The organism is Thermanaerothrix sp., assembly GCF_056331585.1.
The window spans coordinates 15,186-30,959 of sequence record NZ_JBWGPQ010000006.1 but is presented as its reverse complement, the minus strand read 5'-3'; the positions used below and the strand labels follow the sequence as shown (position 1 = coordinate 30,959).

19 protein-coding genes are annotated in these 15,774 nt (G+C 53.0%); 14 read left to right on the top strand and 5 right to left on the bottom strand.

Annotation, left to right across the window (positions count from 1 at the left end; translation table 11 throughout):
* Positions 1–2: 2 nt before the first annotated feature.
* The 4 genes from AC01YT_RS03820 to AC01YT_RS03805 are packed head-to-tail and all read left to right on the top strand — an operon-like array spanning position 3 to position 4,136.
* The gene (locus AC01YT_RS03820; RefSeq protein WP_476672883.1) at positions 3–659 is read left to right on the top strand and encodes a hypothetical protein; all 657 of its coding nucleotides are present in this window, start codon (positions 3–5) and stop codon (positions 657–659) included.
* An 11-nt stretch (positions 660–670) separates the two neighbouring features.
* Positions 671–2,389, top strand: coding sequence for a glutamate mutase L (locus AC01YT_RS03815; protein ID WP_476672882.1), 1,719 nt, complete (start codon positions 671–673; stop codon positions 2,387–2,389).
* Between the two features lie 31 nt (positions 2,390–2,420).
* Positions 2,421–3,473 (top strand): hypothetical protein, encoded by a 1,053-nt coding sequence (locus tag AC01YT_RS03810; protein WP_476672881.1) that lies wholly within the window; start codon positions 2,421–2,423, stop codon positions 3,471–3,473.
* A gap of 27 nt (positions 3,474–3,500) precedes the next feature.
* Entirely contained in the window at positions 3,501–4,136 is a 636-nt protein-coding gene (locus tag AC01YT_RS03805; protein ID WP_476672880.1) for an EGFR-like transmembrane domain-containing protein, read from the top strand.
* A 114-nt stretch (positions 4,137–4,250) separates the two neighbouring features.
* Here AC01YT_RS03805 and AC01YT_RS03800 read toward each other — a convergent pair whose 3' ends face one another.
* Genes AC01YT_RS03800 through AC01YT_RS03790 form a run of 3 tightly spaced genes read right to left on the bottom strand, consistent with a single transcriptional unit; the run spans position 4,251 to position 7,403 of the window.
* A complete protein-coding gene (locus AC01YT_RS03800) occupies positions 4,251–5,711 on the bottom strand; it encodes a phosphoglucomutase/phosphomannomutase family protein (RefSeq protein ID WP_476672879.1) in 1,461 nt (486 codons plus the stop codon).
* A gap of 37 nt (positions 5,712–5,748) precedes the next feature.
* Positions 5,749–6,936 carry an SH3 domain-containing protein gene (locus tag AC01YT_RS03795; protein ID WP_476672878.1) on the bottom strand — a complete coding sequence of 396 codons (1,188 nt, stop codon included), beginning with the start codon at positions 6,934–6,936 and terminating at the stop codon, positions 5,749–5,751.
* Complete coding sequence (locus AC01YT_RS03790; protein ID WP_476672877.1) at positions 6,933–7,403, bottom strand: HAD family hydrolase; 471 nt, start codon at positions 7,401–7,403, stop codon at positions 6,933–6,935. The genes AC01YT_RS03795 and AC01YT_RS03790 overlap by 4 nt, the downstream gene beginning before the upstream one ends.
* Positions 7,404–7,456: 53 nt before the next feature.
* On the opposite strand from AC01YT_RS03790, the gene AC01YT_RS03785 reads away from it, so the two are divergent.
* Complete coding sequence (locus tag AC01YT_RS03785; RefSeq protein WP_476672876.1) at positions 7,457–8,467, top strand: hypothetical protein; 1,011 nt, start codon at positions 7,457–7,459, stop codon at positions 8,465–8,467.
* Here the strand turns inward: AC01YT_RS03785 and AC01YT_RS03780 are convergent.
* Positions 8,446–9,093 carry a sugar transferase gene (locus AC01YT_RS03780; RefSeq protein WP_476672875.1) on the bottom strand — a complete coding sequence of 216 codons (648 nt, stop codon included), beginning with the start codon at positions 9,091–9,093 and terminating at the stop codon, positions 8,446–8,448. The two genes, AC01YT_RS03785 and AC01YT_RS03780, sit on opposite strands and share 22 nt — an antisense overlap.
* An 84-nt stretch (positions 9,094–9,177) precedes the next feature.
* On the opposite strand from AC01YT_RS03780, the gene AC01YT_RS03775 reads away from it, so the two are divergent.
* The 9 genes from AC01YT_RS03775 to AC01YT_RS03735 all read left to right on the top strand — a co-directional run bounded on the left by AC01YT_RS03775 (position 9,178) and on the right by AC01YT_RS03735 (position 15,065).
* Complete coding sequence (locus tag AC01YT_RS03775; RefSeq protein ID WP_476672968.1) at positions 9,178–9,426, top strand: Rdx family protein; 249 nt, start codon at positions 9,178–9,180, stop codon at positions 9,424–9,426.
* Entirely contained in the window at positions 9,423–10,412 is a 990-nt protein-coding gene (gene trpS / locus AC01YT_RS03770) for a tryptophan--tRNA ligase (RefSeq protein ID WP_476672874.1), read from the top strand. Before AC01YT_RS03775 ends, trpS begins: the two co-directional genes overlap by 4 nt.
* Positions 10,412–10,849: a D-aminoacyl-tRNA deacylase gene (gene dtd / locus AC01YT_RS03765; RefSeq protein WP_476672873.1), complete on the top strand. Its 438-nt coding sequence runs from the start codon at positions 10,412–10,414 to the stop codon at positions 10,847–10,849. The genes trpS and dtd overlap by 1 nt, the downstream gene beginning before the upstream one ends.
* Positions 10,850–10,964: 115 nt before the next feature.
* Complete coding sequence (gene infC, locus AC01YT_RS03760; protein WP_476672966.1) at positions 10,965–11,588, top strand: translation initiation factor IF-3; 624 nt, start codon at positions 10,965–10,967, stop codon at positions 11,586–11,588.
* Between the two features lie 96 nt (positions 11,589–11,684).
* On the top strand, positions 11,685–11,924 hold the full coding sequence (locus AC01YT_RS03755) for a large ribosomal subunit protein bL35 (RefSeq protein ID WP_476672872.1): 240 nt from the start codon (positions 11,685–11,687) through the stop codon (positions 11,922–11,924).
* An 81-nt stretch (positions 11,925–12,005) separates the two neighbouring features.
* Positions 12,006–12,356 (top strand): 50S ribosomal protein L20, encoded by a 351-nt coding sequence (gene rplT, locus AC01YT_RS03750; RefSeq protein ID WP_476672871.1) that lies wholly within the window; start codon positions 12,006–12,008, stop codon positions 12,354–12,356.
* Between the two features lie 105 nt (positions 12,357–12,461).
* Entirely contained in the window at positions 12,462–13,070 is a 609-nt protein-coding gene (locus AC01YT_RS03745; protein ID WP_476672870.1) for a macro domain-containing protein, read from the top strand.
* Entirely contained in the window at positions 13,000–13,839 is an 840-nt protein-coding gene (locus AC01YT_RS03740) for a TrmH family RNA methyltransferase (protein WP_476672869.1), read from the top strand. Before AC01YT_RS03745 ends, AC01YT_RS03740 begins: the two co-directional genes overlap by 71 nt.
* Positions 13,836–15,065 (top strand): DUF711 family protein, encoded by a 1,230-nt coding sequence (locus tag AC01YT_RS03735; protein ID WP_476672868.1) that lies wholly within the window; start codon positions 13,836–13,838, stop codon positions 15,063–15,065. The genes AC01YT_RS03740 and AC01YT_RS03735 overlap by 4 nt, the downstream gene beginning before the upstream one ends.
* Here AC01YT_RS03735 and AC01YT_RS03730 read toward each other — a convergent pair.
* Positions 15,049–15,765, bottom strand: coding sequence for a hypothetical protein (locus tag AC01YT_RS03730; RefSeq protein WP_476672867.1), 717 nt, complete (start codon positions 15,763–15,765; stop codon positions 15,049–15,051). The genes AC01YT_RS03735 and AC01YT_RS03730 overlap by 17 nt on opposite strands.
* Positions 15,766–15,774: the final 9 nt, after the last annotated feature.

The window sequence follows — 15,774 nt, the reverse complement described above, 5'->3', positions numbered from 1 at the left end:
CTATGACCGATGCGCTTTGGACTTTGGTCGCCTTTCTACTGACTCTGGCCGTGCTTTCATATGCCATTGGGGATAACCCACTTTTTCGAATCGCCATCTACACCTTCGTTGGGGTTTCAGCCGGATACCTAGCGGTGGTACTTATAAATCACATTCTCATTCCAAAGTTAATTTCCCCTTTGAGCAACCCCAATGCCTCTTGGGGGATTATCGCCATCCCATGGGTGCTGAGTCTCCTGCTTTTGACACGCTTGATGCCTCGATTGTCTTTCCTGGGTACCCTCCCTCTGGCTTTCCTAGTTGGAGTAGGCGCAGCAGTTATTATCAACGGGGCACTTTTTGGCACTTTGTTTGGTCAAGTTCGGGCAGCAGGGCTTTCTTTTTCATCCCTCCAGCAAAAAACCATTGGATGGGCGGGTGGGGTAATACTGCTCTTCGGCACCATCACCACCTTGCTGTATTTTCAATTCACTGCTCGCCGCGTACCCGGCAAATCCATATCGCGTCCTCCATGGATCGAGATAGCGGCGAAAATCGGTCAGGCATTTATCGCTATTACCCTGGGTGCCTTCTTTGCCGGGGTCATCCAGACCTCACTCACTGTGCTCATTACGAGATTAGATTTCATCCTTCAATTTCTTAACACTCTACTACCCTGAGATGCTGGCTTATGAGTTCCTCCATCGTTGAAGCCGAATCCATACTTGCCGTTGACATTGGAAGCGTGTTCACCCGCGCGCTGCTCTTCGACGTGGTTGAAGAGCGTTACCGCATCATTGCAACCGCCCAAGTGAGAAGCACAATTGGGACACCCTTCTTTGATATTAGCGAAAGCATCTTCCTGGCCCTCACACGCCTTGAAGAGATCACCGGGCGGCATTTGATGGAGGAAGCCCATTTAATCCTACCTGCTCAGGATGACGGCTCGGGAGTGGATCGCTTTGTGCTCACGTTTTCGGCGGGTCAGCCGTTACGTGTGGTGGCGATGGGACTTCTGGAAGATGTTTCATTAGCCAGTGCCCGCAAAGCTCTCGAATCCACTTACTGCCAAATCGTCGAGCAGATCGGCCTGAATGATCGGCGCAAACCCGAAGCCCAAATAGATGCAATCCTGCGCGCTCGCCCAGATCTGGTGCTCATCGCCGGGGGAACGGATCAAGGCGCGACGCGTTCAATAGCAAAACTGGTAGACCTGCTGGTTTTAGCCCTTCAACTGCTCTCCCCCGAGAGCCGGCCGGATGTACTTTACGCCGGAAACAACGCTATCACCAAGCAAGTGACCGACCGCTTAGAGCCCTTCGTGCGCCCCCACGTTGTCCCTAATGTGCGCCCCAACATTGACCAAGAAAATCTATTACCGGCGCAAGAAAAACTCTCGGAAATTGTCTACCTTCGCCGTTCACATCAACTAGGTGGCCTGCAATCCTACAGCACCATCAGTTCAATTACCCCCCAGCCCAGTTTGCGGGCTTTTGGACGGATGGTTCAATTTCTCAGTAAGCTGACCGGAGCCTCACAGGGAGTTCTTGGGATTGACTTGGGATCGGCCACAACTGGCGTAGCCGTTGCCCGGCAAGACAACTTCTCCACGATAGCCCTACCTTACGGCTCGGGTTATGGGCTAGCTGCTGCGCTGGAGCAAACCCCTTTAGAAAGCATTACCCGCTGGCTTCCCATGCATGCCCCCGACGAAATAGTCAGAGATTATTTATGGCATCGAACGCTATATCCGGCCTCTGCTCCCCATGATCTGGAATACCAGGCCATCGAACAGGCTATGCTGCGCCAGATACTGGCTTTAGTTGCTAGGCGTATCTCAACCGAAGAAGGGATATATGGGTTTGAGCCCATTCTCGTTAGCGGTTATGCGTTAACCCAAGCTCTCTCCCCGGCACAAGCACTTCTGACCCTTTTAGATGGACTTCAGCCAATTGGCGTCACCACATTTATCCTCGATCCCTATGGATTGGTGACGGCTTTGGGTGCCATTGCACCCCTCAATCCTACTCTGGTCATCCAAACGCTTGAAAGCAATGCCCTACTAAACTTAGGCACGGTCATCGCACCGATCAGCGCAGCTCGCTACGGCACCCCTGTCCTTAATGTGCGTTACGAATTAGAAAACGGTGAAACTTCAACCATAGAAGTACGGCAGGGTACTGTGATACCCCTCCCTATTCCGAACGGGCAGCGGGCCCGTTTACACCTGCGTCCCCTGCGACCCTTGCGCCTGACCCCGGATGGCAAGGATACCACGCGCAGTTTTAGGATTACTGGCGGTTTATTAGGTGCAGTTATTGATGCCCGCGGACGTCCTTTGGAACTCCCCGCCGACTCCGCCCGCCGCCGCGATTTGCTCAAGCGTTGGATGGCAGCGCTGGGTTCATGATTTGGCACAAACCTTGCATGGAAGAATACCAATGACCATGGTACTACCTGCTCACCATATCCTCCCACTTGCTCACCTGCGTCGGCTGCGATTGTTGAACGGCAAGGGACGAGTGTTGGTACGCCCAAGCCAAATGGTCGAAGCTACCGACGTTATTGCTGAAACCCCTGCGCCCGGCCAACATTTGCTCCTTGATGTGCGCAAAGCTCTTGGCGTTCAACGTGTTTCTGAGGCAGAGCGGCTAATCGAACGTCAGATAGGCGAACGGGTTGAAAAAGGGGATATTTTAGCCCAAACCCGCGGCCTTTTCGCCCGCATTTTACGGGCTCCGGTTGCAGGTCAGGTGGTAGCCATTTATAAAGGTCAAATCCTGCTTGAGACTCAATCCCAGCCCTATCGGCTTCTGGCCGGGCTGCCAGGCCAAATCGCCGAGGTTTTTCCCGAACGCGGTGCCATTGTAGAGACCCACGGTGCACTCATCCAAGGGGTTTGGGGCAATCAGCAAAACAATCACGGGGTGCTCACAATGCTTGCCGAAACCCCTGATGCACCCCTCAAAGCCGATATGTTAGATATGACCTTACGGGGCAGTGTTATCGTAGGAGGAACCTGTTACCAGGCCGAAGCCATAAAATCCGCGGCAGAAATCCCAGTGCGCGGGATAATTCTAGGCAGTTTATCCGCCCCATTGCTTCCCTTAGCCACCAGCCTCAATGTGCCGCTCATCCTCCTTGAAGGCATTGGGCAAATCCCGATTAACCGCTTGGCATTTCAACTCTTGAACACCAACCAGAAGCGTGAGGTCTACCTCCAAGCATCTTGGAATCCGGCACTGAGTGAAAAACCCGAAATCGTGATCCCACTTCCTGCTGAGGGTAAAGAGCCTGAAGAAGCGGTTGAGGTTGCTCCAGGAAGAATGGTTCGCTTAACCCTCCCCCCTTATGCAGGGGCCATTGGCAAAATCATTCAGCCCAATAGTGCATTAGTGCTACGTAGTGGTCAACGCATTCCCGCCGTAGAGGTGGAACTGGAGAATTCCCAAAAAGTTACCGTGCCATTATTCAATTTAGACATCATTGCCTGAAAAGTATAATAAAAGGAGAGGTGAACTATGGACTTTCGTAGCGATTTTGAGGATGAAGAGCAGGGCTACAACCAAGGATCATCCAACACCGAGAATCCTTTTGAGGAACCACCCACTGAGGAAGAACCCGAAGGTGGTAGCCGGGGCCCCAACCGTAATTTCATTATCGCCGCTGCAGTCATCGGTGGAATTTTCGTTCTGGCGGTGATTGGGTTGATCGTTTTTGCCCTCATTTCCGCTAACCAAAACCGTGCCCGCCTACAAGAACAGGCTGCACAAATCAACGCCCAAAACACGCTGACGGCAATGTACGCCACCCAAACCGCGCAGGCTTTCACCCTGCAGCAAACCCTGCTCGCCCAGCCCACGCCTACCACTGCCGCAACGCCCGTGATTATCGTTCCTACGGCTACCCCGGTGCCGACCAACACTCTCTCACCTGAGAATATGGCCCGTACAGCTACCGTGGCAGCCTTCCTGACGCAGGTGGCGCAGGCGGCAACCGGCACGCCTCAAGCCGTAGGCCCCACCCCGACCAGCACCGCCTTGCCAACTACAGGGTTTGCGGATGAAGTGGGATTACCCGGCCTGCTCGGACTTGCAGCATTGTTCATCATTGTGATTGCTATCACCCGCCGCTTGCGCTTCTCGACCACTCGCTAGGGAAATTCGAGCGCTCTCTCCTTCCCAATGAATCCCCTTTTCCCACCGAATAATAAAGCAGGGGTTTATATAAACACCCCTGCCTTGCTTTAATGATCCGTTGAGTTTCTTGATTTAAGCCATTTGGTTTGCAACGCTTTCTCCATAAGCGAGAAGAGCACGCACCATATCCGGAGATCGTCCTTCCGCATAAACACGCAACACCGGCTCAGTCCCCGAAGGGCGAATGAGCAACCAGGAATCATCTGCCAAAATATACTTGACCCCGTCTAAGGTACTGACCTGCACTACTGACTCACCCCCAATTTGGGCCGGGGCTTCATCTCTCAACCGCGCCGTCATCTTTTCCTTAGAAACCGGATGACGTAAACGCATATCCTTGCGCTCGTAATACGCAGGTCCAACATCCTGGAGCAGAGAGTCTACTAGTTCGACCAGCGTTCCACCCGACTGGGCGACCATTTCCACGATCAGTAGTCCCATTAGGATCCCGTCGCCTTCGGGGATATGCCCCTTAAAAGAAATTCCTCCCGATTCCTCACCCCCGATGAGCACATCCTCGCGCAACATGTGATCAGCAATATGATTGAAACCGACCGGTGTCTCATAGAGCGGCAGTCCATACCGCGCAGCCAAGCGATCGATCATGCGAGTTGTTGAAACGGTACGTACCACGGCTCCCCGCAAACCACGCTTTTCCACCAGATAGCGTAATGACAGCGCCATGATTTTGTGCGGGTCCACAAAATTGCCCCGCTCATCCATAGCACCAATGCGATCCGCGTCGCCATCGGTCGCCAAGCCAAAATTACCTGCCCCGGTACTGATCGCGCCGGCCAAAGCGCCCAGGTAACGTGCAATCGGCTCCGGATGCACACCGCCAAAACCGGGGTTCATTTCACCCCGAATTTCAAATACTTCACACCCTGTTCCTTGAAGCAAACTGCGAATAACCCCCCGCCCCGAGCCATACATGGAATCCACCACAATGCGCTGCGGATTCTCGGCAATGGCATCAAAATCAATCAGATGACGCAAATGTTCCCCATAAGCTGGTATTGGATTGAAACGTTGAATTAGTTTGAGTTGGCGCGCCTGTTCATAATCCATCAAGTTAGGTCCGCGTCCCTGTGCCTCGTTATCGTTAAGATAAATTTCAACCCGCCGGCACTGTTCCGGTGAAGCCGAGCCGCCGAAGGCCGCCTTAAGTTTTACCCCGTTATAGCGGGGGGCATTGTGCGAAGCCGTGATCATTACCCCACCAATAGCTCCCAAATGTCGCACCGCAAAAGATATCGCCGGTGTGGGCGCATCGGCCTGGCTGAGATAAACCGTAAACCCATTCGCCGCTAACACCCGTGCCACTTCCTGTGCAAAACGGTCCGAAAGAAAACGAGTATCAAAGCCTACCACCATGGTTTTAGGGTCTACGTTTATCCCTTCCCCCAGGCCGTTAAGCCATTGATCTGAAGCCACTGCATCCGCAATGGCCTGTGTCACCAGGCGCAAATTATGAAAGGTAAAGGTGTCCGAGATGACTGCTCGCCAACCATCGGTACCAAAATGTATTGTCATCGTTCTATACCTCTCCCAATGTCAGAATTTTGTGAATTTACCATGCCGGCATGGGCGTAGCCGTAGCAAGCAAGGATTGCATGATCCAACCTTCAACCCCCTGCTGGGTGCGAATCTTAACCCATAGAACTCCCCCTTCTCCCGCTACCGGATCAGAGATCACCTGCACCAGGGTTTCATTCAGTAATGACGTTAGTACCTGCCCATTTGGTGATTCGCGCACAAATGCTCCCCCTCCAACCCGTGCTGCAACCCGTGCCCATACCGGGGTAGGTACTAACGTAAAGGTCGCCGATGGGGTCAGTGAGGACTTTAAGGTTGCCTGCGTGGTGGGCGTGGGAGGAAGTGGCGTTTGAGTTGCCAGCGGGCGGGGTGAGAAGGTTGCAGTAGGTTGCAGTATAACGGCGGTCGTCCCCGTTGGTGCCAAAACAGATTTTTGATGGTTTTGAATTGGTACACTGGGAAATATGTTGGAGAGCCCGACAATTCCTACCAATAGAATCACCCCTAAACCATATCCCCACATGCGGGGGCGCCAACGCAACACCAGAAACGTGCACCAGGATACAAACCATACTGTGAAGAGATGCAAGCCGGCCGTCCGTATGCCACTTGTAAAGAGCTCCGGTTTGTGTCCTCCCCATCCGTAGCCAGCGACCCCCAGAGGCAATAAAAGACCATAAGCCAGCACCAGGTTAACCACCAAAGGACGTTGACGAGGTGCCTGGGCCAGCAAGAACGTGATTAATGCACTCCCCAGGGCAGTAATAACCCACTCTAACCCACCCCAGCGCCCATAAAAGCCGATCAAAGCAGGTTGCCAGCCAGGTGAGAGCATGGTCTGAAGCCACCCCGAAACAGCCCCCGCTCCCAGAGTCGCCGCCCCTATAAAGAGCAAACCGCCCAGCGTATTGAGCAGAAACGCAGTCGTTCCCCCAAAGACGACCAGAGGACTCCCGAACACCGGCCCGAGAAATGGACTGACCAACAGTGCCATGAAATACACAATGGGGGTGTCGGACACAAAGGCTACCCCAAGCAATAAGGCGCACAACAGAGCTGCCAGGTAGAAATCAAAGCCTGCGCTTAACTGATGTTGTAAACTCTCCAACCGCGCCTCCCAGTCCCGTCCTTTGGGTGTAAACCGAGTGCGCGGCGAAGGTTGAGGTCCTACGGCCTGAGGCTCGGGTTCTGGTGGAAGCGGTTCGCTCGTTGGCAGGTTCATTGGCGCAACGTAGCCACAAGTCTCATCGGGCGTTCCAGAAGTTCAAGCGCCGTCAGAATATCCGGCACCACAACATCTGCCGCCAGCAATGCGGGAACAGCCACCCCTTCGCGCGACAAAACACAAATCCCTAGACCCGCCTCGCGTAACATCTCGGCATCATTCGCCCCTTGCCCAATGGCAACAACGCGCTCTGCGCCTAACTGGCGAACAAAAGCCGCCTTTTGAGCCGCTTCGTTCCCCGGCGTCAAGCGCACGGCTTTGAGGTTCAGATGGTGATCAATCGCAGTTTGCCGACCATGGGTATCAGCTGTGATCAAGTGGATGGCTAGGCGGTCGCGCAATAGATTCAAACTGCGATACACCCCATCGATTAATTGACCATCCAGGGCCAGGGTTCCATTAACATCACAGACCAGGTGCTCCAATTGAAGTGTTCCACAACCAGGGATACTGAGTTCAATCATGCGATTATTATAATACAGAGCACCCTGACGATCTTTGCAGTAAAATAAGCACTATGCGCAACCCAAAACTCGCCTCCATAATCCTGTTCGTTTTACTTGCTACCCTGATAGCATGCGCCCCCACGGTATCCTCGCCATCACTCATCCCCACCGGAACAGCACCTACGTCCCCATCTCCTACTGAAATGCCCTTAACCCCCACCCCGACTACTTCTCCACGTGCAAAGGTGATAATCATCAGTGAGGGCATTCCTTGGGAAGATCGTGTCATTGCCTGGATCCACGAACGGACAACCAGCCAAGGGTGGGAGGTCGAAGTTCAGCGCAACGCTCAATTCAACGCTGGAGACTCAAGCATAGCCCTGGTCGTTCTTCTTTCCCCAACTTTCGATGTCAATGCCCTTGTCGCCCAACATCCTGATCTTCCATTTATCTTTATCGCCAACGCCCCCTTACCGGAATCACCTAACCTCACCCAAGTGCTTCTGCGCGACGATCACCTTTATTTTTTGGCCGGTTATCTTGCAGTGCTGATTGCACCCGATTTTCGCGCTGGCGCCTTACTTCCCTTGAATGCAGATACCGCGGCTCAGGCGTTCCGCAACGGTGCTTTCTATTTATGTGGACGCTGTGTGCCCGCTTATGGTCCTATCGTAACCTTCCCTGTCTCTGCGAGTCTCACTCCTAATGCTACGGCAGATACGTTACAAACCACATTGGCTGACCTGAACAAGAATCGCCTGGAGACACTGTTTATCCCCGCGGATCTGCTTACCCCTGACTACTTGCCGGTGCTTGAATCAACCGGCTGGAGATTGCTGGGCACCGCGCTGCCTCAGAAACCGCCATCGAATTGGGCCGTCACGGTCATGTTTGACCTTGAGCAAGGGCTGGAAACGGCATGGCAAGCCGCGTTGATAGAAAAACAAGCCACCACCATCACAGTCCCCATCATATTAAGAGACATCAATGCCCAGTGGTTAACCCCGGGACGGCAAAAGTTAGCCGAACAAGTTATTAAAGACCTTCAAGCCGGTTGGGTCTATCCTTTGACGCCCCCTTGACCCTGCGCAGAAGACCCCATGAATTCTTCCATGGTTGCCTGTCCTGGCTGATTGATTCCCTCGCGCCGCAGGACTTTCCAGACCGTCAAAGCCAGGATTTTTAGATCCAGCCACAATGACCAGTGATCAACATACCAGACGTCTAAACGGAACTTGTCTTCCCAAGAGAGTGCATTACGCCCATTGACTTGCGCCCAGCCGGTTATTCCCGGTAAAACATCATGTCGTCGCATTTGTTCCGGGGTATAACGCTCCAGATAAGCCACTAAAAGCGGGCGCGGCCCCACCAGGCTCATCTCCCCCCGTAAGACATTAAAAAGTTCGGGTAACTCATCCAGTGAAGTTGCCCGTAAAAACTGCCCCAACGGCGTCAGGCGTTGCGCATCCGGGAGAAGGTTACCGTTGGCATCATAGGCTTCACGCATCGTGCGAAATTTATATAACTTAAAGATCCGTCCCTTATAACCGGGCCTCGGCTGACAAAAAAAGATAGGCGGACCATCGAACAGCAAAATGGCCAGGGCGATCAATCCCATGAGGGGCAATGCAATAACCATTCCCAAAAGGACCAACAACAAATCCAATACACGCTTCGACCAAGGAATACCTTCGGGTAACCAGTGCATCGCTCTTGCATTTTACCAAACTCCGCGCTTGGATTATAATTTTTGCCACACTAAATCCAAAGAAAGAGGGAAGGAACAATGTTGCTGAGGATTAACATCGAATATTGCGCGGTTTGACACTACACAGATCGCGCCATCGGTCTGATGGCTGAGTTGTTGAAGAATTTCGAACCCGAGATCGAGTCCATCACAGTCATCCCTTCAGACGGTGGACGGTTCGAGGTCACGGTGAATGATCATCTGCTTTATTCCAAACTAAAGACCGGGCGACATGCCGAACCGGGTGAAATCTTAACTTTGGTGAAAAAATTTTTACAGGAAGGACAAGGATGAATCAGAAAAAAGGTCGTGTCTTTTCTGGGGCTCGCCCCACAGGCCGCCAACACCTAGGCAATTATTTGGGCGCTATCCGCAATTATGTAGCGCTCCAGGAGGATTATGACTGCATTTATTGCATTGTAGATGTCCACGCCCTGACCACACTAGAAACCACGCGAGAACTGCGCCAGAACACCTATGAGATGGCGCTGGATTGGTTGGCTGCCGGGATTGACCCTGAAAAAAGCATCATCTTCGTGCAATCACACGTGCCACAGGTCATGGAACTGCACACCTACCTTTCAATGGTCACCCCATTAGGAAAACTGACCGACCTTCCTACCTTTAAGGAAAAAGCACGTCAACAACCCCACAACATAAATTACGGGTTGGTAGGCTACCCGGTGCTGATGACCGCTGATATAGCCCTCTACAAAGCCAATCTGGTACCTGTAGGGTTAGATCAAGCTCCTCATATCGAGTTCGCGCGCGAAGTCGTGCGTTCTTTTAATTACCGCTACAACACCCAGGTGCTCATAGAGCCAGAGATGAAAGTGACCGAGGTGCCCAAAGTCCTTGGTATAGACGGCCAACAAAAGATGAGCAAAAGCCTCAACAACCATATCGAACTCGCCGCAACACCTGAAGAAACCCTGCAGCGGGTGATGCAGATGGTCACCGACCCACAACGGGTGCGACGCACCGATCCTGGCAATCCCGATGTGTGCAACGTCTTCACCATGCACAAAGTTTTCTCCAAACCTGAGGAAATCGAAATGGTAAATATCGAATGCCGCCGCGCCGGCATCGGGTGCGTAGATTGTAAGCGTCTCTTTGCCCACAACCTTAACGAGCACCTGGCACCGTTCCGAGAAAAACGGGCTGGTCTTGCTCAAAACCCAGATACGATTTGGGACATCTTAAACCAGGGCGCCGCGCGAGCGCGCGTGATCGCCGAACAAACCATCCGGGAAGTCCGTGAAGCCATAGGGTTACCCTGATGCGGGCATTGCTCCAACGCGTGCGTGAAGCCAGTGTACGGGTAGAGGGCCAAACCGTGGCCCATATTGGGCCCGGTTTCGCCATTCTATTGGGCGTGGGGCTAGAGGATACTACCGAGAAAGCCGCCGCTCTGGCACGTAAGATTGCTTTTTTACGCGTCTTTGAAGATGACGCCGGCAAGATGAACCTTTCTATCCAGGAGGTTAAAGGGGAAGCGCTGGTCGTCTCCCAGTTCACCCTTTATGCCGATACGCGAAAAGGGAATCGCCCATCATTTACTCAGGCTGCCCCCCCTGATGTGGCTCGTCCTCTGGTAGAGGCTTTTGCAGAACACTTGAAATCCTATGGGATCCCCGTGCAACAAGGCGTTTTTGGCGCCCATATGCTCGTGAATATTCTGAACGATGGTCCGGTGACCATCTGGCTCGAGCAGTAGAAGGAACTTAATGGGGTCAAGTTCCCTGCAAATTTTAGTTGACACGCTCAAAACAGGTATGGTAATATCTAATTACAATCGGTCCGTTGCTACGGACTGATTTGATTACCCGAAAATTCCAGCGAGGAGAAAGGAGAGAACCATTAGCACGACAAATTACCGCGTAAACGAGGCGATTCGCGTCCCAGAGGTGCGTCTGATTGGGCCCGATGGCGAGAATCTGGGGGTCGTGCCCATTGAAAAGGCGCTCCGAATAGCGCGCGAAGCCGAATTAGATCTGGTCGAAGTCGCCCCCACCGCCAACCCACCCGTATGCCGGGTGATGGATTTCGGCAAGTTCCTCTACGAAAAAACCAAGAAAGAACGTGAAGCCCGCAAAGCCCAGACCAAGATTGAGGTCAAAGAAATCCGCTTGCGCCCCAAGACCAACGAACATCACCGTGGCTTCAAAACCCGGGATGCGCGGCGCTGGCTGCAAGAGGGCATGAAGGTCCGCGTGACGATCCGCTTCCGCGGGCGAGAGATCACCTATCCTGAAATTGCATTAGAGGATCTTAAGGAAATCGCAGCCGAATTGGCCGATGTTTCGGTTATTGAACAAATGCCCACCCTTGAAGGCAAAGCCATGACCATGGTGCTGGCGCCGGCCAAAGGTGGGAAGAAGAAGACTACCCCAACATCCGGGGCTGAGGGCACCCCCAACCCCCAAGTCGAGGCCAAGGACACTGCGAGCGCCTGAATTTCTCTTTTTCCCTACAAGATGGCTTTTTTCTGGTATAATGTGCCTTCGCGCATTGTTACCTGCCTTATCTTTTTGTGAGAGGAGATGTGAGCCGTGCCTCGCAAAGTAAAACTAGGAAAGAAGTTTAAACTCAAAACCCATAAAGCAACTGCTAAGCGTTTCCGTTTAACCGGATCAGGTACCCTGGTACGGACCAAGGGTGGTAAAAGCCACCTGCGTCGTCGCACCTCCAAACGCACTAAAGCCCTCTTCACCGAAATGATCCCGGTCCAGGGCAAGAAGATCATTCAGCGGATCCATCGCTTGGCACCGTACCTCGAGAAAACCGATTAATTCCATCTATTCGTGCGGCTGCTGGGTGTTCGCAACAGGTGCTAAAGCACCGGCGCCCAGGGGTTCGCAAAGGAGAGTGTTATGCGTGTAAAAGGTGGTCCACACAGCCATCTGCGACACAAGAAAGTGCTCAAACTCACCAAAGGTCAGTTTGGCACTCGCCATCGTCTCTTTCGACGGGCAAACGAGGCAATGCTCAAGAGCCTGTGGTATGCCTATCGCGACCGGCGACAGCGCAAGCGTGATTTACGCAAGTTGTGGATCGCGCGGATTAACGCTGCCGCACGGTTGAACGGTACTACCTACAGTCGGTTAATTTATGCCTTACGGAAGGCCAACATCAACCTCAACCGCAAAGCCCTTGCTGACTTGGCCGTCCGCGACCCACAGGCTTTCGCAGCGGTGGTGGCAAAAGCACAAGCCGCTTTGTAACCGCCAAAATGAAGAAGGCAGGTAAGAAAACGTGGGGTCTGCAATCTACCCCGCGTTTTTCGTTGTCCGCTGTGCTATAATTTTTTACCACAGCGAGGCACAAGAATGGGATCCCAAATCAAAGCTCGGTATGTGTTTCCCGGTGGGCAATGCCTGGAAATTGCCCAAGGTGACATCACTGCTGAAGATGTAGAGGCCATTGTTAATGCCGCCAATGCCATGCTTCAACACGGAGGTGGCGTGGCAGGTGCTATCTTACGCAAAGGGGGACCGCAAATTCAAGAAGAAAGTGATGCCTGGGTGCACGAGCATGGCCCGGTCACCCATGCCAACCCGGCTTACACCCGCGCCGGGCAACTGCCATTTCGATACATTATCCACGCTGTTGGACCGGTATGGGGGGAAGGCGAAGAAGCTCAAAAACTTCGTGCCGCCATCCAGGGTAGCCTGCACCTGGCTGAAACATTGGGGCTACAATCATTAGCCTTCCCAGCCCTCTCCACCGGGATCTTCGGTGTACCCAAAGCGTTTGCAGCCCAGGTCTTTTTTCAAACCATTCACGACCACTTCTTTCAGAATCCTCAATCTCCACTCAGGCTAGTTCGGATCACCCTCTACGATGCCCCTACCCTCGAGGTTTTCGTTGAAGCCTTTGAAACCTGGCGAAATACCCAATCGGTCTCAACCAGAGCCGGTGATTCACTCCCGTCATAATGCACGCTTCCGTGAAGTACGCGCTTTAATTGAACGCCGGCATGAACGGGAGGAAAAGGGCTTATTCGTGGCCGAAGGTGTTCGCCTATGCGAAGAAATTGTCAGGGCCGGGTGGCATCCACAATACGTGCTTTACAGTGAACAACTTAGTGAACGCGGCCAACGCTTGTTAGATCACTTCCGCTCCCAAGGGGTGACCTTGCACAAGGTGAGCGCAGACCTAATGGCAAGCCTTGCGGATACTGAAACCCCTCAAGGCATCTTGTGCGTGCTCCCCATTCACTATCTTGCCTTTCCTACCCATTGGGATTTTGGACTGGTTTTAGACGGAATAAAAGATCCCGGTAACGCTGGTACCTTGCTTCGCACCGCCTGGGCTGCCAAGGTGGACGTGGTCATCACCACTTCAGGAACCACAGATTTGTTCGCACCCAAAGTGGTACGCGCAGCCATGGGCGCCCATTTTTATCTTCCTGTTCATGAGTTAAAATGGCCTGAAATCGAAGTGCTGGCCAAGCAACGCACTCCTCAACCTGCACGCGTTTTACTGGCTGAAGCGCAAGGAGGTATCCCTTGTTGGGATTACGACCTGCGCCAGCCGTTACTCCTGGTTATTGGTAGCGAAGCCGAAGGCCCCAGCCCTGAGGCACACCACTACGCAGACGCCCGGCTTACTATTCCCATGCCTGGCCAGAGTGAATCTTTAAACGCAGCGGTAGCCGCGGCCATATTGCTCTTCGAAGTCGTTCGTCAGAGGCAAACATCATGAAGGTTCGTGCGATCACCTGCTTTTTCGACCCCAACTTACAAGAACCCGTTTCGACATTACGCCATCTAGGACATCTAAGCCAAAGCCTCAAACAACGGTTGCAAGAAGCCGGCATTGAAGTCCAAACCTGCCGCATCGCCACAACCCCCTTCCCGCTCTGGCTTGACCCGACCCACACCCAACAGGCCATTCATCAGATCAAAGAATTGGAAGAAGAAGCCATACATCAGGGATTCGATTATCTTGGCATTGGCCCGGCACTGGTCACGCACCCCATTTCATATGCTCTGGTCATTCCGGTACTTGAACAATCCCTTCACACCTTCGTGGCAGCCCAAATCGCAGATCCCAATTTGGGTGTGTCCCTTAAAGCATTGCGTGCCTGCGGTGAAATCATCCGCCAAGCTGCTACGTTAACCCCCGACGGTTTCACCAATCTTCGCTTCGCCGCTCTGGCAAACGTCCACTCGGGAACGCCCTTCTTTCCGGCTGCCTATCATGCGGCAGGTCATTCTCCCGCACTAGCGTTGGCCATCGAAAGCGCAGATGTGGTCTTAGAAATCGTCTCTCAACCCCTCACTTGGAATGAAAAACGGCAGGAGCTTCTAGAACGTTTTGAGGTCTTTGCCACGAACCTTACAACCCTGATAACCCCCGTGCTTGACACCCAGGTTGCTTTTGCGGGGTTCGACTTCTCGCCCGCGCCCTTTCCCTCCCCCTCTTGCTCCATTGGTGCTGCCTTGGAACACATAGGTGCTTCGCGTTTGGGAAGCATTGGCTCGTTGAGTGCCGCCGCCCTCCTCGCCGAAACCCTGAGCCGAGGGCGCTGGCCGCAAAGTGGGTTCAATGGACTCATGCTCCCGATACTGGAAGATACCACGCTGGCCCAGCGCGCCCTCGAAGGTACACTCACGATAAAAGACCTTCTTCTGTTCTCGGCAGTTTGCGGCACCGGCTTGGATACCGTCCCTCTACCGGGCAACACCTCTGTGGCTCAACTCACTGCTCTACTTGCTGATCTGGCTTTTCTTTCAGCCCGCCTTCGCAAACCGCTCACTGCCCGCCTGATGCCGATCCCGGGCAAAGACGCAGGCGAGCCAGTGCATTTCGATTTTTCTTATTTCGCACCCGGCGGTGTCATGGCTCTGCCAAGCAGTTCGCTTTCAGAGGGGCTAATCGCCAATGATGAAGACATTTTCCTGGAAAGTTTTAACGCATCTGTTTAAAGTCAATTAAGATCAAATTTTTCTCGCAATCATCATAAGTATCAAATGTAATTTGGGGTGAAAGGGGCAAATCCGCCTGATCTAATAATTGAATGGCCAGAGCCCCTCGCGAGGCTATAGGCGCATCGGCTAACGTAAACTCATAACCCGAAGGCCCATAAAGACTTGCCGTTCCGGTCAGACTGAATAAATTGACCATCTTACCCCCTAGATAACCCCGCAGCCAAACCCGTATACCCACCGCTGGGCGGCCTTGAAGATCAAAGACGCGCCCAGCCACACCCATCCAATCACAAATGCGCTCAGGGTGATAAAGTGAAGCCGCAATTACATTCGGTTGATTTTGCACCGCAAAGGCATAACCATATGAAGGTGTTGGCGTCGCTGTAGAGGCTACTTCGGGCAATGGGGTACCCTCGACAAGAGTCGGCTGGAGCGTTGGGGTGAAAGTTTGAACCTCAGTAGGTACTAATGTCGCTGTGGGTGTCTTGGTTAAATTCGAGGTGGATTCTAGAGACACTTCTAGCGTAGGAAGGACTAACAAAGTGGGTACAGGACGAGGTGGAAACGGGTTAAGCGGCGAATAGGGATTAATATAAATCAAACCAACAAAAAGGATCACACCGAAAATACCCAACCACACTAGTAAGGTTAGCACATTCCAAAAAAGGTCTGGATCCCGCGGTGATCGTTCAGGCAACACAGTCGT